Here is a 26,917-nt window from a genome sequence, read left to right as displayed (position 1 = left end):
CTACCAATTAACGCTTGTGGTATTCAAAGTACAATACGGTTGCTGCAACACGTGAATGAACGTTTAACTTACGTAATAAATTTCGGATATGTACTTTTACGGTTTCTTCCGAAATAAACAATTGTCCTGCAATTTGTTTGTTGGATAAACCGGTGGCAATTAAACTCAGCACATCCATCTCACGCTCCGTTAAGGATTCCATTGGATCTTGGCGATGTTCCCGCTCAATGAGTAAATTTTTAATCGAATCGCTTAAAATCACTTCGCCTTGTGCAATACGTTTAATCTGTTCAAGCAAGGTATCCGGCTCCGTATCTTTTAATAAATAACCATCGGCACCGGCATCAATCAACGCAAAAATATCATTTTTCGCATCGGATACGGTTAAGATCACAATACGTGCATCCACGCCTTCTGCCCGTAGTCCTTTAAGCGTATCCAACCCTGAAAGCCCTTTCATATTAAGATCTAAAATGATCAGATCCGGTAACATTTGTAAAGCAACAGAAATCCCTTCCGCTCCACTACTAACATCTGCAATCACTTCAAAGTTATCATTTAATTCAATAAGTTGCTTAATACCACGGCGCATTAATGGGTGATCATCGATTAATAATACTTTTAATTTCTCTTGCATATTTCCCTCTTTGGCAAGGATTAACAAAATCCTACATCAAAATTATGCTATTTTAGCGGGATTTCAAATACCTTCCAATTCTAAAAATAAGAGAAGTTGATCTATCTCATTACAATCCCTCTTTTGAGGTAGGGCTAATGAAGATTTCGTTGATATTTGAAAGGTAAAATTTGTACGTTTCCCTGTGGGCAACACTGTAATTGATAAAACTGAGGGTAATTAAAATCTCGGGATTCAATATGATAAGGGTTATCACCGCCAAGGCTTGAGGCTTGATAAAGGCGATTAATTTCACGTACTTTATCATCTTTCAATCCATCACAATGGCGATAGATCTCTAAATGATTTAATTCATCCAATAAATAAACATTGAAGGTTTCATCTTTATTATCTTCAAAGAAAAACTGTAGAAACCCTTCTCTGGCAAAAAGATCAATACCCGCCGGATATTGACGGTTACCATTTGAAACATCTTCTTTTTCATCTACCGAGGCTTTTAAAATACCATCAAAATCGACCGCACTTTGCGCATCATTTTCCACTTCTTGCAAGCTAATGCCGCGTTCTTCAAAAAAGAATTGCCAGTTTTTCCCGGCGACACGCAATCTTGGCTTATGAGGCGGTGGGCTATCGCCAAGTTGAATACTGATACAACGATTGACTAAAGCATTCACCAAATGACGCAATGTTCGTCGATAATGTTTGCTATAACAACAGACTTGCACCGAACGTGGACTATTCACACCGCGATAGATTTTGTTGGACAGCACTTTTAACGCCAACAAAATTGCGTTAGGTCCTTCAAAATGAAAAGTGCGGATTTCATTCCAGATATTACGATAAGTAAAATCAATACTACCGACAAAATTCTGTTCAAAAGACCCGACGCTAAACAAATCACTGGCAGAAAGATTGTCTCTAAATTCACTTAGAGGTGCTGACGGATCAACGGTTAAATTAACGGAAATTAAAATTTGACGAATTTCACAGGAATTGGCGAAGGCATCTGTGCCGACAATCGTTGCATTGCGTGAAAAAGAAAGACGCAAATCGGCAACAAAGTTTCGCAACGTTTCAATATTAACGGTTTTACTAAAGAGATAAAGGTCCGTCTCCGCCGTAAGTAAGCGGTTAAAATATGCCCAAGCGACCAGTTTGTTCAAACTCTCACTGTATTCAATCACCCGACCATCGGAAAGCATCATCATATTTGGCGGTTTATTAATCAGGTACCAACCATCTTTAAAATGCTTATTGCCACGCACTTCTAAAAAGGAAATATGCGGCTCAGATAAATCACGAAAATTTTGCGTATTGAGCAAATTCACTTTTCCCGGTAATTCTTCAAATGCCGTATAGAGTTTACGTGTCAAGATATTAATATCTTGTGGAATCACCGTAGAATGAATTTTATGTTTCCGTGCGAAATTGACTAAATTACGGTAGCTTAACATGAGAAATTTCACCAAGTTTTGATGGCTTTTTTTCACTTGTTTAATCTTCCAAAACGGACGACGATTCAGCTCGTCAATTATCTCGGTACTCCAGCCCCACTCTTGGGCTAGAATGCGCATATAATTGGTTCGCCAGTTATTACGTTGATATAACGCCAAATCCTCCATCACCTTCACATAAAAACAACGACGCACAAAATAAAGGCGTTTGAATTCGGAAAGTGCGGTCAAATAATTCGTTACTTTTGCTAAAATCGCAATGTAAGGATCAAAGTGATGTTCCGGCGTGGTATTGCCGGAAAAGAGATCTTCTTTAAATTGTCTGGCAATGAGGCGTGCATTGGGGTATTCCTCCGAATACGCCTCCAATAACGAAATCTTCAACGCGGATTTATAGGGCGAATCAACGCCCTTATAAAGCAACCATAAACTTGCGCCGAAATATTCCTTAGCGGAAAATCGTCCCAATCCGCCAAAATCCACCCAATCCTGCGGATCAAGCGAGCCTTCCTCTATTCGTTTTTGCACTTCTTTTTCGTAATCGGCTTCATTCTCAACCCATAAATGCCACCACAGCAGCGGTTTCCCTGCAAGACGAACCGCCGAACGATAAAACTCCTCCAATAACAACATATATTGTGCCGATCCGCTATTTTCATTGGTAACGGGATCAGCGTAACGTTCACTACGAAAACGTTGTTGATCAACTAAGTAAAAATGAATTTCGACATCAAACTGCAACGCCCATTCTTCAATCTTACGTGCTTTTTGAGTGAGTAAATCACGTTCTTCTTCCGTTAAATCTTCACGATGACAAATCCATGTGTCCACATCGGAACTTGAAGTTTGGCTAATCGAACCGAAACTACCCATCACATACAGCCCCAAAATCGGGGGATTTTTCATATAAACCTGACGTTTTAACGCTGCATAGTGGTGTGGTAATTCATCGGTAAGAAAACCCTGCTGGTATTCCGATAAAGTAAAATTTGCAATACCAAAAACCGCATACGGAGAAGGAGAAACATAACCGGGTAAACTAGGGTGGTTAAAATGAAGTAGAAGCGGAAGTAGGGACAACACGTGCTGAAATCCACTATTCAAACCTAACTGCGCACGTTCAAAGCGGCGTTGGTCTAAAATTTCAACATATTTCTTTGCTTGATTAAGATCGTATTTCACGCTGAACCCTACTAAAAATCACTGTGCGTAATGTACCATTTCAAATCTATTAAGGCAAAAAATTGCGACCTAACCCGACATTTGTTATATTCGCTGCCCTGTGATTTCTCATTTGATTTCAATTATGCCCCATTTATCCAAATCAACCTCTATGCCGACAAAATTCAGCAAATTTACTTGGGCGATTGCCGCTTTCTGCGTACCGGTTTTGCTTTGGCCTTTAGCATTGCTCATTTCTACCGCTTTTTCCAAAAGTACCGCATTGAGCGAAGGGCAAATTAACCTCTTTTCTACATTATGTTGGATTTATCCTTTTATCCTCGCCATCATTGCCCGAATACTTTATAAACTGCACCGCCGCGCACCTACTCTTGCGGCAACATTACTCGGTATAAGTGCGGTCATTTTTTATGGTGCTTTAATTTATATTTGCATGGCAAGTGCCGCATAAAAAAGCGGCTATGTAAGTAAAAGAATACAGCATTACGTAGCACTTGCACATATTATCGTAGAGTAACGTTAGGCGAAGCCGTAACGCACCGTAATGAAATTTATTGATAAAAAGGTGCGTTACGCCTACGGCTAACGCACCCTACGTCCCAAAATAAATTCCGGATATAAAATTCTCCTTGTGCGGCTGCTACATAATACTGAAAGAATGAATTGACCTATTACTTCCTAATTACGGTGATGAATTTTAGTCTTTTTCATACCAAATTCGATTCACATAAAGCATAACACGTCCGGAAGGCGTTTCAACACTGACTTCGTCATCAACGCCCTTTCCTATCAAAGCACGGGCGACCGGAGAATCAATGGAAATCCAATTTTTGGCGGGGTCAAATTCATCACAGCCGACCAAACGGTATTGTTTCACTTCACCGTCTTCATCTTCCAATTCCACCCATGCGCCAAAAAACACTTTCCCTTCTTGCTTCGGGCTGTAATCCACAATTTGTAAGACTTCTAAACGTTTGGTAAGAAAGCGCACACGGCGGTCAATTTCACGTAAACGGCGTTTGCCGTAAATGTATTCGGCATTTTCACTGCGATCCCCCAAAGCGGCGGCATCCGAAACCGCTTGCGTTACTTTCGGGCGTTCTTCTTTCCATAAAAATTTCAGTTCTTGATCTAAAGCATTCCAGCCTTGGCGTGTAATGTAATTTGATTTTGCCATTTGTTTTACCGAAGTCAGAAAATTTATTGAATTATATTTGAGCCAAAGTATCAAAACCAGTATCCTATCCCAAATTTTCAGTATTATGTATCTATAGCACAAAGAACATTTTATGGGTGAAGTGCGTTACGGCTTCGCCTAACGCCACCTTACAATGTTTTGTGCAACTGCGACATAATATCGCAAATTCTCATTAACCCTTATTTTTAACAAAGACGTTTTAATATGTTAAATCAACAAATCAGCCAAATTATCGCCTCAGAACTTAACGTTGCTTCTCACCAAATTTTCGCAGCCATTCAGCTTGTAGATGATGGCAACACCATTCCTTTTATCGCACGTTATCGTAAAGAAGTAACCGGTGGATTAGACGACTCTCAATTACGCCATTTTGAAACCCGTCTCAGCTATTTACGTGAGCTTGAAGATCGTCGCCAAAGCATTTTAAAATCCATTGATGAACAAGGAAAACTCACGGAGGAATTACGGTTACAAATTGAAGCCGTACAAACTAAAACGGAATTAGAAGATTTATATTTACCCTTCAAACCTAAACGCCGCACCAAAGGGCAGATTGCAATTGAAGCCGGTTTAGAACCATTGGCGGATACATTATGGAATGACCCCAAAAATGATCCGGAAACGACCGCACTTTCTTTTATCGATACAGAAAAAGGCATAGCGGATACCAAAGCGGCATTAGATGGCGCCCGTTACATTCTAATGGAGCGTTTCGCCGAAGATGCGCAATTATTGGCAAAAGTACGTCAATATTTACAGCAAAATGCACAAATTGAAGCAAGATTGATCGAAGGCAAAGAACAAGAAGGCGCAAAATTCCAAGATTATTTTGATCACAAAGAACTGCTGAAAAATGTGCCGTCACATCGTGCCTTGGCGATGTTTCGTGGGCGTAATGAAGGCATTTTGCAACTAACCTTGAACGCAGATCCTGATGCAGAAGAAAGCGTGCGCCGAAGTTATTGCGAAGAAATCATTCGTGAGCATTTGGGTATTCATTTCAGCGGACAACCTGCAGATAAATGGCGCGAACAGGTTATTTCGTGGACGTGGAAAATCAAAGTATCTCTTCACCTTGAAACCGAGCTGATGGGTGCATTACGTGAAAAATCGGAAGAAGAAGCCATTGATGTTTTTGCCCGAAATCTGACCGCACTTTTAATGGCTGCACCGGCAGGCTCGAAAACTACAATAGGACTTGACCCCGGTTTGCGCACAGGGGTGAAAGTCGCCGTTGTGGATAACACGGGGAAATTATTAGATACCGCCACGATTTACCCTCACACAGGTCGTGAATCTGAAGCGCAAATGGTATTATTCGGTTTAGTTCGCAAACATAATGTGGAATTAATCGCTATCGGTAACGGCACAGCCTCTCGTGAAACCGAACGTTTTGCTAAAGAAGTGATGAAAGAAATCAAAGAGAATAAACCGCAAATCGTTGTGGTTTCGGAAGCCGGTGCTTCGGTTTATTCCGCTTCTGAATTTGCCGCCAATGAATTCCCTAATTTGGACGTTTCCTTACGAGGTGCGGTATCCATTGCCCGCCGCTTGCAAGATCCCCTCGCAGAATTAGTCAAAATTGAACCAAAAGCAATCGGCGTAGGACAATATCAGCACGATGTCAATCAATCCCAACTGGCACGTAAATTAGATGCCGTGGTGGAGGATTGTGTAAATGCCGTTGGCGTAGATTTAAATACGGCTTCCGTACCGTTGCTTGCACGCGTGGCGGGAATGACTAAAACGTTAGCGCAAAATATTGTGGATTATCGAGATGAGAACGGTCGTTTTGACAGCCGAGAACAATTGAAAAAAGTACCTCGTCTAGGACCAAAAGCCTTTGAACAATGTGCAGGGTTTATGCGTATTGCAGAAGGAAAAAATCCACTGGATGCTTCCGGCGTTCACCCGGAAACCTATCCATTGGTGGAAAAAATTCTGCAAGCTACCCAAAAATCCATTCAAGAACTGATGGGAAGCAATACCACACGCCAACTGGATGCCAAACAATTCACCGATGAGCGTTTCGGCCTACCCACCGTACAAGATATTTTCAAAGAATTGGAAAAACCGGGACGTGATCCACGCGGTGAATTTAAAACTGCAACCTTTGCCGATGGCGTGGAAGAGATTACCGATTTGAAAGCCGGTATGATTCTGGAGGGGACGATCACCAATGTTACCAATTTCGGCGCATTTGTGGACATCGGCGTACATCAAGACGGGTTAGTACATATTTCATCGTTGAGCGATAAATTTGTGGAAGATCCACACCAAATCGTGAAAACGGGCGATATTGTGAAAGTAAAAGTATTAGAAGTCGATGTACCGCGTAAACGTATCGCTCTCACAATGCGTTTAGATGAAAGTGCGGTAAAAAATGATGCTAAATCCGACCGCACTTTATCCGCAAAAACCCGTATTAATACATCAGCGCAAAATCGTGGTCTAAGGGGAAATAATGCAATGGGCAATGCTTTTGCCGATGCGTTGAAAAATTGGAAGAAATAATTAAGTTTGGGGGGATGAAAATTCCCCCTTAATTTTGGCTTTTTTCCTCTACTTTCGTTTCCCTCCTAAAAAATCTCAAAATACAACCGCATTTTTATGATCTTTGTCATAAAATTCACCTAAAAAGAGGTAGAAATTAAGGCAATTTCCAAAAATGAGATCTAGTTAACATTTTTCTCAACAGGTTTTATTTAGAATAAGCACAACTAAATTTTAATCTTTATATAGAGGTGACTTATGACAGACTTAAACAAAGTAATTAAAGAACTTGAAGCCCTTGGCATCTATGACGTAAAAGAAGTTGTCTATAATCCAAGCTATGAGCAACTATTCGAAGAAGAAACCAAACCGGGTTTGGAAGGCTTTGAGAAAGGCACACTGACAACCACCGGTGCGGTAGCCGTTGATACCGGTATTTTCACCGGTCGTTCGCCAAAAGATAAATATATCGTGCTAGATGAAACCACCAAAGATACCGTTTGGTGGACATCTGAAGCGGCAAAAAATGATAACAAACCGATGAATCAAGCCACTTGGCAAAGTTTGAAAGACTTAGTCACAAACCAACTTTCCCGTAAGCGCTTATTTGTGATTGATGGTTTCTGCGGCGCAAGCGAACAAGACCGCATTGCAGTGCGTATTGTAACGGAAGTGGCTTGGCAAGCGCACTTCGTAAAAAATATGTTCATTCGCCCAACAGAGGAACAACTCAAAACTTTCGAGCCTGATTTTGTAGTGATGAACGGCTCTAAAGTGACCAATCCTAACTGGAAAGAGCAAGGGTTAAATTCCGAAAACTTTGTTGCTTTCAACTTAACCGAACGCATTCAATTAATCGGCGGAACTTGGTACGGCGGTGAAATGAAAAAAGGTATGTTCTCAATAATGAACTACTTCCTCCCGCTTAAAGGCGTGGGTGCAATGCACTGTTCCGCAAATGTGGGAGCGGATGGCGATGTCGCCGTCTTCTTCGGTTTATCCGGCACCGGAAAAACCACCCTTTCGACCGATCCGAAACGCCAATTGATCGGTGATGATGAACACGGTTGGGACGATGTAGGTATCTTCAACTTTGAAGGCGGTTGCTATGCGAAAACCATTCATCTTTCAGAAGAAAACGAACCGGATATTTATCGTGCAATCCGCCGTGATGCTTTATTAGAAAACGTGGTTGTGCGTGCTGACGGCTCCGTTGATTTCGATGACGGTTCAAAAACCGAAAATACCCGTGTGTCTTACCCGATTTACCATATCGATAACATCGTTAAACCGGTGTCTCGTGCAGGCCACGCAACCAAAGTGATTTTCTTAACCGCAGATGCTTTCGGTGTATTACCACCGGTTTCTAAATTAACACCGGAACAAACCAAATACTACTTCCTCTCCGGTTTCACTGCAAAATTAGCCGGTACGGAACGTGGTATTACCGAACCGACACCAACATTCTCAGCTTGTTTCGGCGCAGCGTTCTTAACACTTCACCCGACACAATATGCGGAAGTGTTGGTAAAACGTATGCAAGCGGTAGGTGCAGAGGCTTACTTAGTCAATACCGGTTGGAACGGCACGGGTAAACGTATTTCCATCAAAGATACCCGTGGTATTATTGATGCGATTTTAGACGGTTCAATCGAAAAAGCGGAAATGGGCGAATTACCGATTTTCAATTTGGCAATTCCGAAAGCTTTACCGGGTGTTGATCCTGCGATTTTAGATCCACGTGATACTTACGCAGATAAAGCCCAATGGCAAACTAAAGCGGAAGATCTCGCCGGTCGTTTCGTGAAAAACTTCGAGAAATATGCGACAAATGAAGAGGGTAAATCACTTATCGCTGCCGGCCCTAAAGTATAATAAAAGTTTGGCATTATAGAGTAAGGACACCGAACTTGGTGTCCTTTTTTATGGATAACTAAAAACTGAGTATACTCAGTTGCCTTTTTGAGAATAAATCGCAAAAGTGCGGTTAAATTTAGGGAGAATTTATGGATCGGAGAAAAGAAAAAGCCCTCACAAGGAGGGCATTTTAGATTTAATTTTGCTAATTAAGCGATAACCGCTTTTTCAACAATACGAACTAAAGTCCAAGATTTGGTTTTTGATAGAGGGCGGCATTCGCGGATCTCTACGGTATCACCAACTTTGGCTTCGTTGTTCTCATCGTGTACGTGTAATTTCGTTGTACGACGGATAAATTTACCGTATAACGGGTGTTTTACCTTACGTTCAATAGCAACAACGAAAGATTTTTCCATTTTGTCGCTAACAACTTTACCTTGTACGCTACGAATTTTATCAGTCATTACTCACCCGCCTTTTCGGTTAATACAGTTTTTACACGTGCAATATCACGACGCACTTGTTTAGCCTGATGGGTTTGTTGAAGCTGACCGGTGGCTGTCTGCATACGCAACTTGAATTGTTCACCTAGAAGGTTCACTAATTCAGCATTCAGCTCTTCAACACTTTTTGTACGTAAATCTTGAGCTTTCATTACATCACCGTCTTAGTTACGAAAGTGGTCTTAACCGGCAATTTAGCAGCTGCTAATGCAAATGCGTTTCTTGCCACTTCTTCAGACACACCATCCATTTCATAAAGCACTTTACCCGGTTGGATTAAGGCTACCCAGTACTCAACGTTACCTTTACCTTTACCCATACGGACTTCTAATGGTTTTTCAGTGATCGGTTTATCCGGGAATACACGGATCCAGATTTTACCTTGACGTTTCACTGCACGTGACATTGCACGACGTGCCGCTTCAATTTGACGAGCGGTTAAACGACAACGACCAACTGCTTTTAAACCGAAAGTACCGAAACTTACTTCAGTACCGCCTGCGATACCACGGTTACGGCCTTTGTGAACCTTACGGAATTTTGTACGTTTTGGTTGCAACATTTAGCGTTTCTCCTTACTTACGACCTTTACCGCGCGGAGCCTTTTTAGGCTTGTCGGCAGGTTGTTGTTCTGATTGCGCAACGGCAGCCATTCCACCGAGAATCTCACCTTTGAAGATCCACACTTTCACGCCGATTACGCCGTAAGTTGTGTGAGCTTCTGCAGTGTTATAATCGATGTCCGCACGAAGAGTATGTAGAGGTACGCGACCTTCACGATACCATTCTGAACGTGCGATTTCTGCACCACCTAAACGACCGCTAACCTCAACTTTGATACCTTTAGCACCTAAACGCATTGCGCTTTGTACCGCACGTTTCATTGCACGGCGGAACATTACACGGCGTTCTAATTGAGAAGCGATGCTGTCTGCAACTAATTTCGCATCTAATTCAGGTTTTTTCACTTCAGCGATGTTGATTTGAGCCGGAACGCCAGCAATTTTAGATACTGCGTTACGTAATTTTTCAACATCTTCGCCTTTTTTACCGATTACGATACCCGGACGAGCTGTGTGAATAGTTACACGAATACTTTTAGCCGGACGCTCAATAGTAATACGTGAAACCGAAGCATTTGCTAATTCTTTATTTAAGAACTTGCGTACTTTGAAATCGCCTTCAAGATTGTCGGCGAAGTCTTGTGTATTCGCGAACCAAGTAGAGCTCCAAGGTTTAACAATACCTAGGCGAATACCATGTGGATGTACTTTTTGACCCATTGCTATTCTCCTACTGATTAACGATCCGACACAACCACAGTGATGTGGCTAGTACGTTTTAAAATACGATCTGCACGACCTTTAGCACGTGGCATAACACGTTTCATGCTAGGACCTTCATCTACGAAGATTTTAGCAACTTTAAGATCATCGATATCTGCACCGTCATTGTGCTCTGCGTTTGCAATAGCAGACTCTAAAACTTTTTTCACTAAAGCCGCAGCTTTTTTGTTAGTGTAAGTTAAGATTTCTAATGCTTGCGCAACTTTTTTACCACGAATTAAATCGGCAACTAAGCGAGCTTTTTGGGCAGAAGTGCGAGCGTAACGATGTTTTGCAATAGTTTCCATCTCTTTACCTCTTATTTCTTAGCTTTCTTATCTGCCGCGTGACCGCGGTATGTACGAGTCGGTGCAAATTCACCTAATTTATGACCGATCATCTCGTCGGAAACATAAACCGGAACGTGCTGACGACCATTATGGACTGCGATGGTCAATCCGATCATTGATGGAATGATCATTGAACGACGGGACCAAGTTTTAATCGGTTTTTTATCCCCGCTTTCCACCGCCTTCTCTACCTTCTTCAACAAGTGTAGGTCAAGGAAAGGACCTTTCTTGAGAGAACGTGGCATGGCTAATCCTCTTTAATTTAATTTATTATTTGCCACGACGACGTACGATATATTTATCAGTACGTTTGTTGTGACGAGTTTTCTTACCTTTGGTTTGAACGCCCCACGGAGTAACCGGGTGTTTACCAAAGTTACGGCCTTCACCACCACCATGTGGGTGATCCACCGGGTTCATTGCAGTACCACGAACTGTAGGGCGAACGCCTCTCCAGCGGTTAGCACCAGCTTTACCCAATACGCGAAGCATATGTTCTGAGTTACCGACTTCACCGATTGTCGCAGTACACTCAGCTAATACTTTACGCATTTCGCCGGAACGTAAACGTAAAGTAACATAGTTACCTTCACGAGCAATGATTTGTACATACGCACCGGCAGAACGAGCGATTTGACCGCCTTTGCCCGGTTTTAATTCAACATTATGTACAGTTGAACCGACCGGAATATTACGCATTGGTAACGCATTACCCACTTTAATAGGTGAATTTGCACCGGCTTGGATTTGATCGCCTACAGATAGACCTTTAGGTGCTAAAATATAACGACGCTCACCATCTTTATAAAGCACTAAAGCGATATTAGCAGAACGATTCGGATCATATTCTAAACGCTCAACAACCGCCGGGATATCGAACTTGTTACGTTTGAAATCGATTAAACGGTAATGTTGTTTGTGACCGCCACCAATGTGACGAGTAGTAATACGACCATAATTGTTACGACCACCGGTCTTAGATTTGCTATCTAAAAGCGGAGCGTAAGGTTTACCCTTGTATAATTCAGGGTTCACGATTTTAACAACGTGACGACGACCAGCGGAGGTCGGCTTACATTTAACGATAGCCATTCTCTATTTTCCTCCGATTACTCTGCACTGTCCACGAAGTCCAAGTTTTGGCCTTCGGCTAAAGTTACATAAGCTTTTTTCCAGTCGCTGCGACGACCCATTTTTGCACCGCGGCGTTTAGTTTTACCTTTAACAACCACAGTACGTACTGAATCTACTTTTACTTCAAATAATTGAGCAACAGCAGCAGCAATTTCAGCTTTGTTCGCATCTAAAGCAACTTTAAGTACAACAGTGTTAGATTTTTCAGCATTGTTAGTTGCTTTTTCAGAGATATGCGGTGCACGAAGCACGCTCAGCAAACGTTCTTGACTCATGCTAAGATCTCCTCAATTTGTTTCACAGCATCAACGGTAACAATCACTTTATCGAAAGCGATTAAACTTACCGGATCAATACCTTGTACATCACGTACATCAACTTTATATAAGTTACGTGCCGCTAAGAATAGATTTTCATCTAAACTTGCTGTGATAATTAACGCATCTTCAACTGCTAAATCTTTTAATTTTTGTACTAAAACTTTAGTTTTTGGTGCTTCGATTTCAAATTTTTCAACAACCACTAAGCGATCTTGACGAACTAATTCGGAAAGAATGCTTTTGATAGCACCACGGTACATTTTCTTGTTCACTTTTTGGCTGTGATCTTGTGGTTTAGCCGCAAAGGTTGTACCACCTGAACGCCAAATCGGTGATTTGATATCACCGGCGCGAGCGCGACCTGTACCTTTTTGACGCCAAGGTTTTTTACCTGAACCAGACACTTCAGCACGAGTTTTTTGAGCACGAGTACCTTGACGCGCACCGGCTGCATAAGCAACAACAACTTGGTGGATCAATGCTTCGTTAAACTCACGTCCGAAGGTAGTTTCAGAAACAGTGAGTGCGTTTGCACCTACAACTTGTAATTCCATCTCTATCTCCTAGACCTATGCTTTAACTGCCGGCTTAACGATAACATCGCCATTGATAGCGCCAGGCACAGAACCTTTCACTAATAGCAATTTACGCTCAGCATCTACACGAACGACTTCAAGTGATTGAACGGTTACACGCTCAGCACCTAAATGTCCTGCCATTTTTTTACCTTTAAACACACGACCCGGAGTTTGGTTTTGACCGATAGAACCGAGAACACGATGTGATAAAGAGTTACCATGGGTAGCATCTTGGGTACGGAAGTTCCAACGTTTAACACCACCTTGGAAACCTTTACCTTTAGAAGTACCGGTAACATCGACTTTTTTAACATCTGCGAAGATGTCAACATTGATTTCTTGACCTAAAGTGAATTCTTCACCTTCAGTACGAAATTCCCATAAACCGCGACCAGCTTCAACACCTGCTTTCACGAAATGACCTGCTTCCGGTTTAGTTACACGGTTTGCTTTTTTAGAACCAGTAGTAACTTGAACTGCAGTATAGCCATCGTTTTCAAGAGTTTTAACTTGAGTTACGCGGTTGGCTTCGATTTCGATAACGGTAACCGGTACTGAAACACCGTCTTCATTGAAGATACGGGTCATACCGACTTTACGACCGACTAAACCAATCATTGTAATAACCTCTTAATTAACCTAGGCTGATCTGCACGTCAACGCCGGCAGCCAAATCTAAACGCATTAACGCATCAACAGTTTTTTCTGTTGGCTCTACGATATCTACTAAACGTTTGTGAGTACGAATTTCGTATTGGTCACGCGCGTCTTTATTCACGTGTGGAGAAATCAACACGGTGAAACGCTCTTTACGGGTTGGTAAAGGAATCGGACCACGAACTTGTGCACCGGTACGTTTAGCTGTTTCTACGATCTCCGCAGTAGATTGATCGATCAAACGGTGATCAAATGCTTTTAAGCGGATACGGATTCTTTGGTTCTGCATTAGACCAGAGCTCCAATAAAATTTAGCTAATAAAAAAACTAACACCAATCACAGTTCTAACATCAAAATAGAAAAGGAGGTGCAAGTTACCTGTTATATAGTCTCCAAATCGGAAACATTGTTAGCGTAACCTATCGTTACACTCGTTTAATAAATGATTACATTAAACGACCTTCAAAATCTGAAAGCCTGCGAATACTACACAAAAGTGAAACTGATTGCAAGAAATTTATTCAAATCATAGAAAAGTGCGGTTGTTTTCCACCTTCATTTTCAAATAAAAAAACAAAACGGAAAGCAACCGCACTTTACAAAATCGGTATTATGTATCAGTTGCACAAAACCAGAGTAGGGAGTGTTAGCCAAAGGCGTAACGCACCGTTAAACCCAAGTTTGGTGCGTTACGGCAAGCCTAACGCACCCTACATTTGAATTAAAAACAGCCTTTTGTGCAAGTGATGCATAATACCGTACAGAATCAAGGTTTAATATCGATTATCAAGTAACGCAATATGTCTTTTGGCGGCAATCCACGCACCGATGTATCCCATTATCAAGCAACTGACTAATAAGAAAATCAATTCACCGATGCTTAAACCGTTTAAAGCAAACTGTACGGCAAAAATATCCGTTACATATTTCACCGCAGAAGTGAAATAACCCACAATAAAGCTACTGAAAATCGCTGCGACAAATCCCCCTAAAAAGGCATAAATCATACCGGTATAAAGATAAGGACGTAAAATAAACTGATCCGTTGCACCGAGCAATTTCATCACATCAATATCGGCACGGCTGCTATAAACATCGGAACGAATGCTGTTACCAATGACTAAGAACACCGCAATCGCCATTAATACGGTACAAAAAATTGCCACGTGAGCCACCAACCACGAAAGTGCGGTCAATTTTTCCAGCCAATCATTATCCAAGCGTACTTCTTGCACGCCTTTGATTTTATCGAGATTCGTACGTAGCTCCTCACGTTTTTCCGAGGCGTTAAAGTCTTTACTCGGTTTTACCATCACCACTGCGGGCAAAGGGTTATCATCTAAAATCTCCAGCTCTTCACCAAAACCTGACCAACTTTTAAACTCTTTCAAACTTTCTTGACGGGACACATAATTCAATGATTCCACACCTTCTTGTTGACGAATTTTCTCTACCACAAGATTGGCATCTTCCTCACTTAAATTTTTGTGAAGATAAATCGTGAGCTCACTTTCAGGATAAAATTGTGTCGTGGCTAAATGGAGATTTTTCCACATTAAATAGCTGACGGTTGGAATAGTGAGAGAAACGGCAATCACTAAAATCGTTAATAACGTACCGAATTTGCGTTGCCACAAATCCGTCCACACTGCGCGCAACGTGTAAGCCGTTTGCACGAAGACAGAAGCATCAGTCGGTCGGCTCATGGTTTTTCCTTAATAACGTAAGTAGCCTTGCTCAAGCACAAGACAAGGTTTTGGTTTCTGTTGAATTAAATTAATATCGTGAGTGGCAATTAACACCGTCATCCCCAAACGGTTAAACTCTTCAAATAAATTGAAAATCCCTAACGAAAGTTCGTTATCCAAATTCCCTGTCGGCTCGTCAGCCAATAAGAGTTGCGGTTTGTGAACAATGGCACGGGCAATATCCACCCGTTGCTGCTCCCCTCCGGAAATTTGCGGCGGCAGGTAATGGGCTTTACTGCGAAGCCCTACACGATCAAGAGCCGCCATTGCTCGCGAATGCGCATCTTTCGGGCGCATTCCTGCAATAATAAGTGGCAAAGCGACATTTTCCACGACGCTTCTATCTGTCAATAAACGATAATCTTGATGCACCATTCCGATTTGACGACGCAAAAATGGAATTTCGTATTTTGAGAGGCGCGTAATATCGTGTCCATTAAACCAAATTTGCCCCGCATTGGCTTTTTCCATTCCCATAATTAATTTGAGTAATGTACTTTTACCCGCCCCGGAATGCCCCACAAGATAAGTCATACTGCCCACCGGCAAATGGAAGTTAAGCCCTTGCAACGCCGGTTGCGTTGCACCGTGATAGGCTTTGGATACATTAGAGAACTTAATCACACTCTATCCTTACTCTTCTTCGTGTACAAATAACGCCTCAATAAATTCTTTGGCGTTAAATTCGCGTAAATCTTCGATTTTCTCACCCACACCGATATAACGAATCGGCAATTGGAATTGATCTGCAATGGCAAAAATCACACCGCCTTTTGCCGTGCCATCTAATTTCGTTAACGAAATACCGGTTAACCCCACCGCTTCATTGAATAATTTTGCTTGGCTAATCGCATTTTGCCCCGTGCCTGCATCAAGTGTCAGCATAATTTCGTGCGGTGCGGTTTCATCATATTTTTTCATCACACGAACGATTTTTTTCAACTCGTCCATCAAGTTATTTTTATTTTGTAAACGACCTGCGGTATCCGCAATCAAAATATCAATATTACGCGCAGCTGCCGATTGCATCGCATCAAAAATTACGGAGGCGGAATCCGCGCCCGTACTCTGAGCCACCACCGGAATATGGTTTCGTTCACCCCAAACTTGCAACTGCTCCACCGCCGCCGCACGGAAGGTATCACCGGCTGCCAACATCACCGATTTTCCTTCTGCTTGAAATTTACGGGCTAGTTTGCCAATCGTGGTGGTCTTACCTACACCGTTCACCCCCACCATTAAAATCACATAAGGCTTTTTGCTGTTATCAATCACTAACGGCTGAGCCACCGGTTCAAGAATATTCGCCATTTCCACTTTTAATTGTTGATATAAAAGTTCCGCATCCCGCAACTGTTTTCGATCGGCGTGTTCGGTAAGATTTTTGATAATCTTCGTGGTAGTCGGAACACCGATATCCGCAATTAAAAGTTGTTCTTCCAATTCTTCAAACAACTCATCATCAATTTTCTTCCCTAAAAAGAAATGGCGAAAACCGGCTCCAATGTTTTGTTTTGTTTTAAGCAACCCTTTTACCAAACGGCTGAAAAAACCGCCTTCACTCGGCTTCTCACGAGTTTCTGCTGTTGGTTGCAGCTCTTCCTTAACGTCTTGTACGGTTTTAGGAGAAATTGCTTTTGCTTCCACCGATGCTATTTCTGCTACATTTTCAGCTTCAATGATTTCTTCCGTTTCATCAGTCCCAAGTGCGGTCAAAATTTCTGCTGTTTTTTCTTCTTCGACAACAGATAATCCTTCCTCTCTCTCTTCTGCTAAAACGCTTTTAGAATCAACCGCACTTTCTAGCTCTTTTTCAATAATAGCTTGCGGTTCAGATGTCTCTTCCGCCGTTTGCGCCTCAACAATAGGCTCCGCAGTTGGAGTTTCTTGGTTTTTATTTCGCCCGAACAAAGATGCCCAAAATCCACCTTTTTTCTTTTCTTCTGCCATAAATTGTTCTCTTCATGTTATCCCGATAAAAAATTTTGTTTATTCTAGCAAAAAATCGTCTAAACTAAGCAGTATTTTCAATTAAATCCGCGATTTTTATGAAAAAACCACTAACACAAAACGCAAAAGGCGAAGTAAGAATTATCGCAGGGCGTTGGCGTGGGCGAAAATTACCGGTGCTTGATTCTGAAGGATTACGCCCCACCGGAGACCGAGTAAAGGAAACACTGTTTAACTGGCTAATGCCGTACATTCACGAAGCCGAATGTTTAGACGGCTTTGCCGGTAGCGGCTCGCTAGGCTTTGAAGCGCTTTCCCGTCAGGCAAAGAAAGTGACCTTTTTAGAGCGGGATAAAGCCGTTGCCAATCAACTGAAGAAAAATCTGCAAACCTTAAAATGCGCCGCCGAACAGGCACAAGTGTTTAACCAAAGCTGTTTGGATTTTCTAAAACAAGCGCAAAATCAACCGCACTTTGATGTGGTGTTTCTCGATCCCCCCTTTCATCTTGGCTTAGCGGAACAGGCGATTTCATTACTTACAGAAAACAACTGGTTACGTCCAAACGCCTTAATTTACGTAGAAACGGAAAAAGACAAACGGCTTGATCCCCCTGAAAATTGGACATTACTAAAAGAAAAGATAACCGGTCAGGTGAGTTATCGTTTATATCAATATTGAGAGAAATTATGTTAGATATCGTTTTATATGAACCGGAAATTCCACAAAATACCGGTAATATTATCCGTCTTTGCGCCAACACCGGATTTCGTTTGCACTTAATCGAACCGCTCGGTTTTACTTGGGACGACAAACGCCTGCGCCGTTCAGGTTTGGATTATCACGAGTTTGCCGAAATTAAACGTCACAAAACCTTTGAAGCTTTTTTAGCAAGCGAAAATCCCAAACGCCTTTTTGCGCTTACCACCAAAGGCCGTCCGGCGCACAGTCAAGTGAAATTTGAACCGGGTGATTACCTAATGTTCGGCCCTGAAACCCGCGGTATTCCAATGACGATTTTAGACAAAATGCCAATGGAACAAAAAATCCGTCTTCCAATGACAGCCAACAGCCGCAGTATGAATTTATCCAATGCGGTGGCGGTTACGGTTTATGAAGCGTGGCGACAACTAGGATACGAAGGTGCAGTGAATTTATCAGAGGGAGAATAAAGCGGTTAAAAGGTGGAAATCCCACCTTTTAGCTAATTAATTGAATTAAGATGTGAGAGATAACGCAGATAAACCGCCTCATAAGCGTCAACCGCCTCTTTATTAGGAGAACAAGTTAAACTTTCATCCAAATGAACGAATTCATGGCATAACGATTTTAATTCCCCTTCCCCATTCGCCCACATTGCTTGAATTGCGCCCCCTAAAGCGGCAGCTTCTTCCTCCAATAAGCAAACCACTTCGGTATTCATCACATTTGCGATAATCTGCCGCCAAAGTGTGCTTTTTGAGCCTCCGCCAATTAAACGAATTTGCGAAGTAGTAAGCCCGGCACGACGGAAAAGATCCAATCCATAACGCAAAGTAAAAGTGGCACTTTCCATCATCGCCCGACAAAGATTTTCACGGGTAAAATTACTTGAATCCACCCCCAAAATACGCGCTTTCGCATTTGGTAACGGGGGTACACGTTCTCCATTAAAAAACGGTAAAATCGTAATTCCGCTTGCACCGATTGGGGATTGTTGTGCGAGATGATTAAAGGTTGGGACATCAATATTAAATAGCTTCATCAATTGCTTGTTCGATGAAGTCATATTCATCACGCAAATAAGAGGCAACCAGCCGTTATTAGCGGAACAAAAGTTGGCAATCATTGGAGACAAATTTGGTAAAGGCTTTTTTGTATAAGCATACAAAGTACCGGATGTGCCGAGACTCATTGTTACGATTCCCTCCTTTATATTGCCCGTACCAATCGCCCCCATCATATTGTCCCCACTTCCGGTGGAAACTATCACATCTTGGTTAAAGCCAAAGAATTTGGCGATTTCGGGTTTGATAACCCCTATTTTTTGTTCGGCAGAAAGTAAGGTCGGTAGCACGTTATTCATATTAAGCTCAGGAGCAATTTCCCCAAAGACTTTGCGACTCCAACATCGATTCACAATATCGAAATAGCCTGTGCCGGAGGCATCGCCAAATTCCGTGCAGAAATGACCGGTAAGCCAATAATTGAGGTAATCATGAGGCAGCATAATTTTGTGAATTTGCCTAAATTGATCAGGATAATATTGACGAAACCAGCAAAGTTTTGAGGCTGTATAACCGGTTTGGCACATAATACCTAACTTCGCAAATGCCAAATCTTGCCCACCTAAACGTTCTATCAATTCCGCATTTTCATTGACTGTTTCCGTATCACACCAAAGTTTCGCATTGTACAAAGGTTGATCGTTTTTATCTAACATTACCAAGCCGTGTTGCTGACCTGAAATACCGATACCTTTCACTAAGTGTGGTAAAATTTTTGCCTGTTTTAACGCTTCATTCAAGGCACATTGAAAGGCATCAATCCACCAATTCGGGTGTTGTTCACGCCGTCCGTTTGATTGTTCGATCAATTGATGGGAAGCATATCCCCTACCAATCACTTTCTTTTGCTTGCGATCAACAACTATTGCTTTTGTGCCCTGCGTACCACAATCAATACCGATATACATAATGCCTCCAAAGACAAAAAGTGCGGTAAAAATGACCGCACTTTTAAGATGAAATTTAACTATAAATCACTTGATTCACGATGTTTTCCAAATATTCTTGCTGACCTGAAACCGGTTTTGGATCAAGTTGTTGCGTTTCAACGATATACGCAAGATCTTCCAGTGAGACTTTACTTGCAAGGATCTGTTGACCTAAATCCCCGTCCCAACCGGCATAACGTTGTGCCACCATATTTTGCAAGGTTTGGTCTTCAATCATTTTAGCAGCCCGTTTCAGTGAAAGCGCAAGCACATCAATCGCACCGATATGACCATGGAATAAATCATACGGATCGGTACTTTGACGACGGATCTTCGCATCAAAATTAAAACCGCCGGTAGTAAAACCGCCCGCTTTTAAGATTTCATACATCACGAGGGTGTTTTCTTCCACACTGTTCGGGAATTGATCGGTATCCCAACCTAATTGCGGATCGCCACGGTTGGCATCAATAGAACCGAAGATATCTAATGCCGTCGCAGTGGCGATTTCGTGTTGAAATGTATGACCGGCAAGTGTTGCATGGTTTGCTTCAATATTCACTTTGATCTCTTTTTCTAAACCGAACTGTTTTAAGAAACCATACACTGTCGCAACATCATAATCATATTGGTGTTTAGTCGGTTCTTGCGGTTTCGGTTCGATTAACAATGTACCTTTAAAGCCTATTTTATGTTTATGTTCCACCACCATTTGCATAAATCGGCCGATTTGTTCACGCTCACGTTTTAAATCGGTATTCAATAAAGTTTCATAACCTTCACGCCCACCCCATAATACATAGTTTTCACCGCCTAAACGTTGAGTTGCGTTCATTGCATTGAACACTTGTGATGCCGCCCACGCAAAGACCTCCGGATTCGGATTGGTGGAAGCTCCGGACATATAACGCGAATTAGTGAAGCAGTTCGCCGTTCCCCATAACAGCTTAACGCCGGTTTCCGCTTGTTTTTTCTCAAGAATATCAACCATTGTATGGAAGTTATATACATATTCTTGATATGAATGACCTTCCGGTGCAATATCCACATCATGGAAACAATAATAAGGAATCCCCAATTTTTGGAAAAATTCAAAGGCGATTTCCGCTTTTTGCTTTGCGCCCTCTAATAAATCACCTGTTTTTTGCCAACTGCGATTTAACGAGCCTGCACCGAACATATCATTCCCGTTCCAACAAAAAGTATGCCAATAACACACCGCCAAACGTAAATGCTCCGCCATCGTTTTGCCTAAAATCATTTCATTCGGATTGTAATGTTTAAAAGCAAAAGGATTGGTTGAATTGGTTCCTTCATATTTTACTTTTTCAATTTTATCGAAATAGTTAGACATAATTAATTCTCCTATGGGTGAATAGATTTTTAAGTTGGAAACATAATGATAAAAATTGAAAACAGCTTCAATTACGTTATTTGTTTTTTCTATTTTGATAATTAGTTATTGTGGCAACGATCACAAAAGTGAAAAAACATAATAGCAGTGAAAGATTTTATAATTGAAAGCAGTGGTTAAAGCGGGAAAACTAACCATCAGAGCCATAGCTCTATATTCCATTTACTTAACCATTGAGGTATCAGTATGAAAATCAAATCAGCTTTGTTCACACTTGCCGCAGTATTAACGGTATTTAGCGGTTCTGCTTATTCTAAAGATCTCAAAATCGGATTATCTATTGATGATTTACGCTTGGAAAGATGGCAAAAAGATCGTGATATTTTTGTCAACAAAGCCGAATCGATGGGAGTGAAAGTATTTGTACAATCCGCTAATGGTGATGATTCCGCACAAATTTCTCAAATTGAAAATATGATCAATAAAGGCATTGATGTTTTAGTCATTATTCCGCATAACGGCGAAGTGCTAAGCAATGTGATTTCCGAAGCCAAGAAAGAGGGCATTAAAGTATTAGCTTATGACCGTTTAATTAATAATGCCGATTTAGATTTTTATGTCTCATTTGATAATGAAAAAGTCGGGGAACTACAGGCAAAAAGCGTTGTTGCGGTAAAACCAGAAGGTAATTATTTCTTAATGGGCGGCTCACCGGTGGATAACAATGCCAAACTGTTCAGAAAAGGGCAGATGAAAGTTTTAGATCCTTTAATTCAAACCGGAAAAATTAAAGTTGTCGGCGATCAATGGGTTGATTCTTGGCTGGCTGAAAAAGCCTTACAAATTATGGAAAACGCATTAACCGCCAATAAAAATAATATTGATGCCGTCGTCGCTTCAAATGATGCAACCGCAGGCGGTGCAATTCAAGCATTAAGCGCACAAGGACTAAACGGCAAAGTCGCGATTTCAGGACAAGATGCCGATTTAGCCGCGATCAAACGAATTATTGCCGGTTCGCAAACAATGACGGTTTATAAACCGATTACCAAATTAGCGGATAAAGCGGCACAAATTGCCGTGGAACTAGCAAAAAATGAAAAAGTTGAATCAAATGCCGAACTAAATAATGGTCTCAAAAATATCCCATCTTATTTACTCGCCCCTATTGCAGTTGATAAAACAAATATTGATGAAACCGTGATTAAGGATGGTTTCCATACCAAAGAAAGTGTTTATCAATAAGTTCAAAGGGGAAATTTATTCCCCTATTTTATAGGGAGTATTTATAAGGAGTATAAATATGGCATTGTTAGAAATGAAAAACATCACAAAAAAATTTGGTGATGTGACCGCACTTCATAATATTTCCATTGAGCTTGAAGCAGGTGAAATTTTGTCGCTATGTGGTGAAAACGGCTCAGGAAAATCAACCCTAATGAAAGTGCTTTGTGGTATTTATCCTTATGGCGATTACAGTGGAAATATTTATTTTTCAGACAGTGAAATAAAAGCGAAAAATATTAAAGATACTGAGGAAAAAGGCATTTCAATCATTCATCAAGAACTCACCCTCGTCAAAAATATGTCGGTGTTAGAAAATATCTTCTTAGGAAATGAAATAACCCATAAAGGGTTAACTGCCGACAATGAAATGTATTTGCGCTGCCAAACATTATTACAACAGGTTCAATTAAATATTGATCCCAATACACGTGTGGGGGAACTGGGATTAGGGCAACAACAATTAGTTGAAATCGCAAAAGCCTTAAATAAACAGGTGCGTTTACTTATTCTTGATGAACCCACCGCTTCACTGACAGAAAAAGAAACCGAAATATTATTGAATCTCGTTAAAGATTTAAAAGCACATAATATCGCCTGTATCTATATCTCCCATAAATTAAACGAAGTAAAAGAAATTTCCGACAAAATTTGTGTGATTCGTGATGGTGAACATATCGGCACGCAAGACGCAAATACAATGAGTGAAGATGACATCATTACCATGATGGTAGGAAGGGAAATCACCTCACTTTATCCACATGAACCACATGAGATTCAAGACGAGATCTTACGTGTGGAAAACCTTTCTGCTTGGCACCCGATCAATACGCATATTAAACGGGTAAATGATGTAAATTTCAGCCTTCATAAAGGTGAAATACTTGGTATTGCAGGGTTGGTGGGTTCCGGTAGAACGGAGATGGTGCAATGTTTATTCGGTTCTTATCAAGGCAAATACGAAGGTAAGGTTTTTATCAATCAAAAACAGGTTCACATAAAAAATTGCCAACAAGCTATCGCCCATAAAATCGTTATGGTGCCGGAAGATCGTAAAAAACACGGTATTGTTTCGATTATGGGAGTAGGCAAAAACATTACGCTTTCTTCCTTAAAAGGATATTGTTTTGGAAAAATGATCATCAATCAAGCGAAAGAAGAACAAGTCATTGATTCCGCGATTAAGCAACTAAAAGTAAAAACCGCCTCCCCTGACTTGCCGATTGGACGATTAAGTGGCGGCAACCAACAAAAAGCGATTTTGGCAAAATGTTTACTGCTTAACCCTAAAATACTGATTCTTGATGAACCTACTCGTGGTATTGACGTTGGCGCAAAATATGAAATTTATAAATTAATCAATCAATTAGCTCAAGAAGGCATCGGCATTATTGTCATTTCATCAGAATTGCCGGAAGTGCTCGGCATTAGTGATCGGGTTCTCGTTATGCACCAAGGCAAACTCAAAGCCAGCCTCATTAATCATAACCTCACTCAAGAACAAGTGATGGAAACCGCCCTTAAGGAGTAATTTATGTTTAAGTTTAAATCTGCGAATCTACAAGTTTATATTATGCTCATAGCCATTGCGGTAATTATGGCATTTTTTACGATTGCAACCGACGGTGCTTATTTAAGTGCACGTAATATTTCCAATTTATTACGCCAAACCTCCATCACCGGTATTCTTGCGATTGGCATGGTGTTTGTCATCATTTCTGCTGAAATTGATTTATCGGTAGGATCATTAATGGGATTGCTCGGCGGATTTGCAGCCATTGCCGATGTTTGGTGGGGATTTCCATTACCGCTTACTATCATTGCAACTATTGCCTTAGGTTTACTGTTCGGTATTTGGAACGGCTGGTGGGTTGCTTATCGTAAAGTGCCTTCATTTATCGTTACACTTGCCGGCTACCTCGCATTCCGAGGCATATTAATCGGATTAACAAACGGCACTACCGTCTCTCCGATTAGTAGTTCAATGACAATCATCGGACAAGGTTATCTTTCCGATCTTACAGGGTTCATATTAGGGGGAATCGCCGTAATTGGTTTTGTGCTTTGGGGTAATTATCAACGTAAGAATCGTCAACAACTCCAACTGGAAGTTCCCGCATTATCTAAAGATTTCTCAAAATACGCCTTATTTGCCCTCCTCATACTGGGTTCCATTTATTTATTAAATGATTACCGCGGTATTCCATTTCCGGTATTAATACTCGCCATTCTTGCAATATTCGGTTTATTCCTTTCGCGTAAAACATCCTTTGGTCGCCACATTTATGCCATTGGCGGCAATATTGAGGCGGCAAAATTATCCGGAATCAATGTAGAAAAAACAAAACTCATTATCTTCGCAATGAACGGCGTATTAGTCGCAATAGCCGGCTTAATCTTGAGTGCGCGTTTAGGTGCCGGTTCACCTTCCGCGGGGCAAAATGCCGAACTTGATGCGATAGCGGCCTGTGTGATCGGCGGGGCTAGTCTGGCAGGCGGTGTGGGAAGTGTATTCGGCGTTGTTATAGGCGCACTTATTATCGCCTCATTAGACAACGGAATGAGCATGCTTGATGTTCCCACTTTCTGGCAATACATTGTAAAAGGTGCAATCTTATTGCTTGCGGTATGGGTTGATACCAGTAGTAAGAAAAGAATGTAATTTCCGATAAAAAGTCACCATTATAGTGAATTAAATTTAAACATGTTTACTGTATTGCTAAGCTTCGCCGTGTTATTTGCACAGTCTTCGGCTTGCGGCTTTGTATCCATCCTTATTTAATTCACTATAAAAAATGGCGATTTTTTGCCCGCACTTTTATAAAAACACCTTTTCCGCTATATTTCTTATACTCAAACTAAAGGAATTAACGATGGCGGAAGCGTACTACAAAATCGCACTCTTATTTAATGCCAATAAAGTCTATGATCGACAAGTCGTGGAAGGTATTGGGCAGTATATTCAGGCCTCTCAATGCACTTGGGATATTTTTATAGAAGATGAATTTATTTACCATACCGATACTATAAATCATCTATCTATTGATGGCATTATTGCCGATTTTGATGATCCCACAACCGCAGAACTACTGAAACAAACCTCAGTCCCTACCATTGCTGTCGGGAGTTCTTACAAACAAGAGAATTTTTACCCGCACTTCCCTTATGTCGCAACAGATAATACCGGATTGATTGAATTAGCATTCTCACATCTTCAACAAAAAGGACTTTCTCATTTCGCTTTTTATGGTATGCAAGTGGATAGCGAGAAACATTGGTCAAAAGAACGAAAGAACGCCTTTATCGCTTTAATGGAAAAGTATCATCATCCTCTTTATCTTTATGAAGGTAAGCAAGTTTGCGCTCAAAATTGGCTGTCAGAACAGGAAAAATTAATCGATTGGTTAAAAACTTTACCCTCTCACACAGGCATTGTTGCCGTCACCGATGCCAGAGCCCGCCATCTATTACAAGCTTGTGAATACAGTAAAATTGCGGTTCCTGAAGAACTCTGCGTAGTGGGTATTGATAATGAAGAATTGATTCAGTACCTCTCACGCGTTTCTTTATCTTCCGTCGAACAAGGCACAAGAGAGATCGGTTATCAAGCGGCAAAATTATTACATCGTTTATTGAATGGTCAAAAGGTCTCTCATACGCCAATCTTAATTCCACCGATTACCGTCCATGCCCGCAACTCCACAGACTATCGTTCACTCAGCGATCCGCTCGTTATACAAGCGATGCATTATATTCGTCATCGCGCCTGCCAAGGCATCAAGGTAGAACAAGTGCTGGATCATCTTGAAACATCACGTTCGAACCTTGAACAGCGTTTTAAAAAAGAAATGAAGAAAACTATTCACCAAGTTATTCACGAAGAAAAAATTCTACGGGCAAAGCAGTTATTACAACAAACGGACATCTCAATTCAGGAAATTTCCGAAATTTGCGGTTATCCATCCATTCAATATTTTTACTCCGTATTTAAAAAAGAATTTGGAATGACACCGAGGGAATTTAGGAAAAATATTTAAATAAAGTGCGGTTAAAAATCTCTGTATTATGTATCACTTGCACAAAAGGTTGTTTTTAATTCAAATGTAGGGTGCGTTAGGCTTGCCATAACGCACCAAACTTGGGTTGAACGGTGCGTTACGCCTTTGGCTAACACACCCTACTCTATTTTTGTGCA

Annotated in this window: 28 protein-coding genes; 9 read left to right on the top strand and 19 right to left on the bottom strand. The window is 41.3% G+C overall.

The genetic code is table 11. The features are described from left to right. Positions 1 to 7: 7 nt before the first annotated feature. Both HEMROJRC1_RS07095 and HEMROJRC1_RS07090 read right to left on the bottom strand, forming a co-directional pair. The gene (locus tag HEMROJRC1_RS07095; protein WP_226692263.1) at positions 8 to 637 is read right to left on the bottom strand and encodes a response regulator; all 630 of its coding nucleotides are present in this window, start codon (positions 635 to 637) and stop codon (positions 8 to 10) included. A 134-nt stretch (positions 638 to 771) separates the two neighbouring features. Beyond that, positions 772 to 3,273 carry a class I adenylate cyclase gene (locus HEMROJRC1_RS07090; protein WP_226692262.1) on the bottom strand — a complete coding sequence of 834 codons (2,502 nt, stop codon included), beginning with the start codon at positions 3,271 to 3,273 and terminating at the stop codon, positions 772 to 774. A 124-nt stretch (positions 3,274 to 3,397) separates the two neighbouring features. On the opposite strand from HEMROJRC1_RS07090, the gene HEMROJRC1_RS07085 reads away from it, so the two are divergent. Next, positions 3,398 to 3,724, top strand: coding sequence for a DUF5389 family protein (locus HEMROJRC1_RS07085; protein ID WP_226692261.1), 327 nt, complete (start codon positions 3,398 to 3,400; stop codon positions 3,722 to 3,724). 246 nt (positions 3,725 to 3,970) lie between these two features. On the opposite strand, the gene greB is transcribed toward HEMROJRC1_RS07085, so the two are convergent. Then, positions 3,971 to 4,450 carry a transcription elongation factor GreB gene (greB, locus tag HEMROJRC1_RS07080; RefSeq protein ID WP_226692260.1) on the bottom strand — a complete coding sequence of 160 codons (480 nt, stop codon included), beginning with the start codon at positions 4,448 to 4,450 and terminating at the stop codon, positions 3,971 to 3,973. A 225-nt stretch (positions 4,451 to 4,675) separates the two neighbouring features. On the opposite strand from greB, the gene HEMROJRC1_RS07075 reads away from it, so the two are divergent. Both HEMROJRC1_RS07075 and pckA read left to right on the top strand, forming a co-directional pair. Further along, positions 4,676 to 6,985, top strand: a complete 2,310-nt coding sequence (locus HEMROJRC1_RS07075; protein WP_226692259.1) for a Tex family protein — start codon at positions 4,676 to 4,678, stop codon at positions 6,983 to 6,985. Positions 6,986 to 7,222: 237 nt separating this feature from the next. Next, on the top strand, positions 7,223 to 8,839 hold the full coding sequence (gene pckA, locus HEMROJRC1_RS07070) for a phosphoenolpyruvate carboxykinase (ATP) (RefSeq protein WP_226692258.1): 1,617 nt from the start codon (positions 7,223 to 7,225) through the stop codon (positions 8,837 to 8,839). A 191-nt stretch (positions 8,840 to 9,030) separates the two neighbouring features. Here the strand turns inward: pckA and rpsQ are convergent, their stop codons facing one another. The 14 genes from rpsQ to ftsY form a co-directional block, all read right to left on the bottom strand. Beyond that, positions 9,031 to 9,288: a 30S ribosomal protein S17 gene (gene rpsQ, locus HEMROJRC1_RS07065; RefSeq protein WP_111690976.1), complete on the bottom strand. Its 258-nt coding sequence runs from the start codon at positions 9,286 to 9,288 to the stop codon at positions 9,031 to 9,033. Next, positions 9,288 to 9,479, bottom strand: coding sequence for a 50S ribosomal protein L29 (gene rpmC / locus HEMROJRC1_RS07060; RefSeq protein WP_005625888.1), 192 nt, complete (start codon positions 9,477 to 9,479; stop codon positions 9,288 to 9,290). The genes rpsQ and rpmC overlap by 1 nt, the downstream gene beginning before the upstream one ends. Beyond that, entirely contained in the window at positions 9,479 to 9,889 is a 411-nt protein-coding gene (gene rplP / locus HEMROJRC1_RS07055; protein WP_077424637.1) for a 50S ribosomal protein L16, read from the bottom strand. The genes rpmC and rplP overlap by 1 nt, the downstream gene beginning before the upstream one ends. A gap of 13 nt (positions 9,890 to 9,902) precedes the next feature. After that, a complete protein-coding gene (rpsC, locus tag HEMROJRC1_RS07050) occupies positions 9,903 to 10,610 on the bottom strand; it encodes a 30S ribosomal protein S3 (RefSeq protein ID WP_005625894.1) in 708 nt (235 codons plus the stop codon). A gap of 17 nt (positions 10,611 to 10,627) precedes the next feature. Continuing rightward, positions 10,628 to 10,960, bottom strand: coding sequence for a 50S ribosomal protein L22 (rplV, locus tag HEMROJRC1_RS07045; protein WP_050692961.1), 333 nt, complete (start codon positions 10,958 to 10,960; stop codon positions 10,628 to 10,630). 11 nt (positions 10,961 to 10,971) lie between these two features. Continuing rightward, the gene (rpsS, locus tag HEMROJRC1_RS07040; protein WP_005539416.1) at positions 10,972 to 11,247 is read right to left on the bottom strand and encodes a 30S ribosomal protein S19; all 276 of its coding nucleotides are present in this window, start codon (positions 11,245 to 11,247) and stop codon (positions 10,972 to 10,974) included. 25 nt (positions 11,248 to 11,272) lie between these two features. Further along, positions 11,273 to 12,094, bottom strand: a complete 822-nt coding sequence (gene rplB / locus HEMROJRC1_RS07035; RefSeq protein ID WP_226692257.1) for a 50S ribosomal protein L2 — start codon at positions 12,092 to 12,094, stop codon at positions 11,273 to 11,275. 17 nt (positions 12,095 to 12,111) lie between these two features. Further along, positions 12,112 to 12,411, bottom strand: coding sequence for a 50S ribosomal protein L23 (gene rplW / locus HEMROJRC1_RS07030; RefSeq protein WP_077424641.1), 300 nt, complete (start codon positions 12,409 to 12,411; stop codon positions 12,112 to 12,114). Continuing rightward, positions 12,408 to 13,010 carry a 50S ribosomal protein L4 gene (gene rplD / locus HEMROJRC1_RS07025; RefSeq protein ID WP_194812916.1) on the bottom strand — a complete coding sequence of 201 codons (603 nt, stop codon included), beginning with the start codon at positions 13,008 to 13,010 and terminating at the stop codon, positions 12,408 to 12,410. Before rplD ends, rplW begins: the two co-directional genes overlap by 4 nt. A 15-nt stretch (positions 13,011 to 13,025) precedes the next feature. Beyond that, a complete protein-coding gene (gene rplC, locus HEMROJRC1_RS07020) occupies positions 13,026 to 13,652 on the bottom strand; it encodes a 50S ribosomal protein L3 (RefSeq protein WP_005632753.1) in 627 nt (208 codons plus the stop codon). Between the two features lie 16 nt (positions 13,653 to 13,668). Further along, positions 13,669 to 13,980 carry a 30S ribosomal protein S10 gene (rpsJ, locus tag HEMROJRC1_RS07015; RefSeq protein ID WP_001181005.1) on the bottom strand — a complete coding sequence of 104 codons (312 nt, stop codon included), beginning with the start codon at positions 13,978 to 13,980 and terminating at the stop codon, positions 13,669 to 13,671. Positions 13,981 to 14,465: 485 nt separating this feature from the next. Then, positions 14,466 to 15,398 carry a permease-like cell division protein FtsX gene (gene ftsX, locus HEMROJRC1_RS07010; RefSeq protein WP_226692256.1) on the bottom strand — a complete coding sequence of 311 codons (933 nt, stop codon included), beginning with the start codon at positions 15,396 to 15,398 and terminating at the stop codon, positions 14,466 to 14,468. Positions 15,399 to 15,407: 9 nt separating this feature from the next. Beyond that, positions 15,408 to 16,064 carry a cell division ATP-binding protein FtsE gene (ftsE, locus tag HEMROJRC1_RS07005; RefSeq protein WP_226692255.1) on the bottom strand — a complete coding sequence of 219 codons (657 nt, stop codon included), beginning with the start codon at positions 16,062 to 16,064 and terminating at the stop codon, positions 15,408 to 15,410. 9 nt (positions 16,065 to 16,073) lie between these two features. Then, on the bottom strand, positions 16,074 to 17,306 hold the full coding sequence (ftsY, locus tag HEMROJRC1_RS07000; protein WP_374707301.1) for a signal recognition particle-docking protein FtsY: 1,233 nt from the start codon (positions 17,304 to 17,306) through the stop codon (positions 16,074 to 16,076). A 182-nt stretch (positions 17,307 to 17,488) separates the two neighbouring features. Between ftsY and rsmD the strand changes: the two genes are divergently transcribed. Together rsmD and trmL are read left to right on the top strand one after the other, a co-directional pair. Further along, positions 17,489 to 18,070 (top strand): 16S rRNA (guanine(966)-N(2))-methyltransferase RsmD, encoded by a 582-nt coding sequence (gene rsmD / locus HEMROJRC1_RS06995; RefSeq protein ID WP_226692253.1) that lies wholly within the window; start codon positions 17,489 to 17,491, stop codon positions 18,068 to 18,070. A gap of 8 nt (positions 18,071 to 18,078) precedes the next feature. After that, positions 18,079 to 18,561, top strand: a complete 483-nt coding sequence (trmL, locus tag HEMROJRC1_RS06990) for a tRNA (uridine(34)/cytosine(34)/5-carboxymethylaminomethyluridine(34)-2'-O)-methyltransferase TrmL (RefSeq protein WP_226692252.1) — start codon at positions 18,079 to 18,081, stop codon at positions 18,559 to 18,561. A gap of 32 nt (positions 18,562 to 18,593) precedes the next feature. Here the strand turns inward: trmL and xylB are convergent, their stop codons facing one another. Then, complete coding sequence (xylB, locus tag HEMROJRC1_RS06985) at positions 18,594 to 20,063, bottom strand: xylulokinase (protein WP_226692251.1); 1,470 nt, start codon at positions 20,061 to 20,063, stop codon at positions 18,594 to 18,596. 55 nt (positions 20,064 to 20,118) lie between these two features. Continuing rightward, positions 20,119 to 21,438 carry a xylose isomerase gene (gene xylA / locus HEMROJRC1_RS06980; protein ID WP_226692250.1) on the bottom strand — a complete coding sequence of 440 codons (1,320 nt, stop codon included), beginning with the start codon at positions 21,436 to 21,438 and terminating at the stop codon, positions 20,119 to 20,121. Positions 21,439 to 21,684: 246 nt separating this feature from the next. Between xylA and xylF the strand changes: the two genes are divergently transcribed. The 4 genes from xylF (at position 21,685) to HEMROJRC1_RS06960 (ending at position 26,759) form a co-directional block, all read left to right on the top strand. Next, a complete protein-coding gene (gene xylF, locus HEMROJRC1_RS06975; RefSeq protein WP_226692249.1) occupies positions 21,685 to 22,683 on the top strand; it encodes a D-xylose ABC transporter substrate-binding protein in 999 nt (332 codons plus the stop codon). A 58-nt stretch (positions 22,684 to 22,741) separates the two neighbouring features. Beyond that, positions 22,742 to 24,253 carry a D-xylose ABC transporter ATP-binding protein gene (gene xylG, locus HEMROJRC1_RS06970; RefSeq protein WP_226692248.1) on the top strand — a complete coding sequence of 504 codons (1,512 nt, stop codon included), beginning with the start codon at positions 22,742 to 22,744 and terminating at the stop codon, positions 24,251 to 24,253. A 3-nt stretch (positions 24,254 to 24,256) separates the two neighbouring features. After that, positions 24,257 to 25,384, top strand: a complete 1,128-nt coding sequence (locus HEMROJRC1_RS06965; protein ID WP_226692247.1) for a sugar ABC transporter permease — start codon at positions 24,257 to 24,259, stop codon at positions 25,382 to 25,384. A 211-nt stretch (positions 25,385 to 25,595) separates the two neighbouring features. Further along, on the top strand, positions 25,596 to 26,759 hold the full coding sequence (locus tag HEMROJRC1_RS06960; protein WP_226692246.1) for a DNA-binding transcriptional regulator: 1,164 nt from the start codon (positions 25,596 to 25,598) through the stop codon (positions 26,757 to 26,759). The last annotated feature ends 158 nt before the right edge of the window (positions 26,760 to 26,917 follow it).

This window comes from Rodentibacter sp. JRC1 (assembly GCF_020521555.1).
Taxonomy (GTDB): domain Bacteria; phylum Pseudomonadota; class Gammaproteobacteria; order Enterobacterales; family Pasteurellaceae; genus Rodentibacter; species Rodentibacter abscessus.
This window is presented reverse-complemented; position numbering and strand designations above follow the sequence as displayed.

What these genes read in the sequence shown, in the direction of transcription:
- HEMROJRC1_RS07095 (WP_226692263.1), bottom strand. Translation starts at nt 637, where the DNA reads ATGCAAGAGAAATTAAAAGTATTATTAATCGATGATCACCCATTAATG.
- HEMROJRC1_RS07085 (WP_226692261.1), top strand. Translation starts at nt 3,398, where the DNA reads ATGCCCCATTTATCCAAATCAACCTCTATGCCGACAAAATTCAGCAAA.
- greB (WP_226692260.1), bottom strand. Translation starts at nt 4,450, where the DNA reads ATGGCAAAATCAAATTACATTACACGCCAAGGCTGGAATGCTTTAGAT.
- HEMROJRC1_RS07075 (WP_226692259.1), top strand. Translation starts at nt 4,676, where the DNA reads ATGTTAAATCAACAAATCAGCCAAATTATCGCCTCAGAACTTAACGTT.
- pckA (WP_226692258.1), top strand. Translation starts at nt 7,223, where the DNA reads ATGACAGACTTAAACAAAGTAATTAAAGAACTTGAAGCCCTTGGCATC.
- rpsQ (WP_111690976.1), bottom strand. Translation starts at nt 9,288, where the DNA reads ATGACTGATAAAATTCGTAGCGTACAAGGTAAAGTTGTTAGCGACAAA.
- rpmC (WP_005625888.1), bottom strand. Translation starts at nt 9,479, where the DNA reads ATGAAAGCTCAAGATTTACGTACAAAAAGTGTTGAAGAGCTGAATGCT.
- rplP (WP_077424637.1), bottom strand. Translation starts at nt 9,889, where the DNA reads ATGTTGCAACCAAAACGTACAAAATTCCGTAAGGTTCACAAAGGCCGT.
- rpsC (WP_005625894.1), bottom strand. Translation starts at nt 10,610, where the DNA reads ATGGGTCAAAAAGTACATCCACATGGTATTCGCCTAGGTATTGTTAAA.
- rplV (WP_050692961.1), bottom strand. Translation starts at nt 10,960, where the DNA reads ATGGAAACTATTGCAAAACATCGTTACGCTCGCACTTCTGCCCAAAAA.
- rpsS (WP_005539416.1), bottom strand. Translation starts at nt 11,247, where the DNA reads ATGCCACGTTCTCTCAAGAAAGGTCCTTTCCTTGACCTACACTTGTTG.
- rplB (WP_226692257.1), bottom strand. Translation starts at nt 12,094, where the DNA reads ATGGCTATCGTTAAATGTAAGCCGACCTCCGCTGGTCGTCGTCACGTT.
- rplW (WP_077424641.1), bottom strand. Translation starts at nt 12,411, where the DNA reads ATGAGTCAAGAACGTTTGCTGAGCGTGCTTCGTGCACCGCATATCTCT.
- rplD (WP_194812916.1), bottom strand. Translation starts at nt 13,010, where the DNA reads ATGGAATTACAAGTTGTAGGTGCAAACGCACTCACTGTTTCTGAAACT.
- rplC (WP_005632753.1), bottom strand. Translation starts at nt 13,652, where the DNA reads ATGATTGGTTTAGTCGGTCGTAAAGTCGGTATGACCCGTATCTTCAAT.
- rpsJ (WP_001181005.1), bottom strand. Translation starts at nt 13,980, where the DNA reads ATGCAGAACCAAAGAATCCGTATCCGCTTAAAAGCATTTGATCACCGT.
- ftsX (WP_226692256.1), bottom strand. Translation starts at nt 15,398, where the DNA reads ATGAGCCGACCGACTGATGCTTCTGTCTTCGTGCAAACGGCTTACACG.
- rsmD (WP_226692253.1), top strand. Translation starts at nt 17,489, where the DNA reads ATGAAAAAACCACTAACACAAAACGCAAAAGGCGAAGTAAGAATTATC.
- trmL (WP_226692252.1), top strand. Translation starts at nt 18,079, where the DNA reads ATGTTAGATATCGTTTTATATGAACCGGAAATTCCACAAAATACCGGT.
- xylB (WP_226692251.1), bottom strand. Translation starts at nt 20,063, where the DNA reads ATGTATATCGGTATTGATTGTGGTACGCAGGGCACAAAAGCAATAGTT.
- xylA (WP_226692250.1), bottom strand. Translation starts at nt 21,438, where the DNA reads ATGTCTAACTATTTCGATAAAATTGAAAAAGTAAAATATGAAGGAACC.
- xylF (WP_226692249.1), top strand. Translation starts at nt 21,685, where the DNA reads ATGAAAATCAAATCAGCTTTGTTCACACTTGCCGCAGTATTAACGGTA.
- xylG (WP_226692248.1), top strand. Translation starts at nt 22,742, where the DNA reads ATGGCATTGTTAGAAATGAAAAACATCACAAAAAAATTTGGTGATGTG.
- HEMROJRC1_RS06965 (WP_226692247.1), top strand. Translation starts at nt 24,257, where the DNA reads ATGTTTAAGTTTAAATCTGCGAATCTACAAGTTTATATTATGCTCATA.
- HEMROJRC1_RS06960 (WP_226692246.1), top strand. Translation starts at nt 25,596, where the DNA reads ATGGCGGAAGCGTACTACAAAATCGCACTCTTATTTAATGCCAATAAA.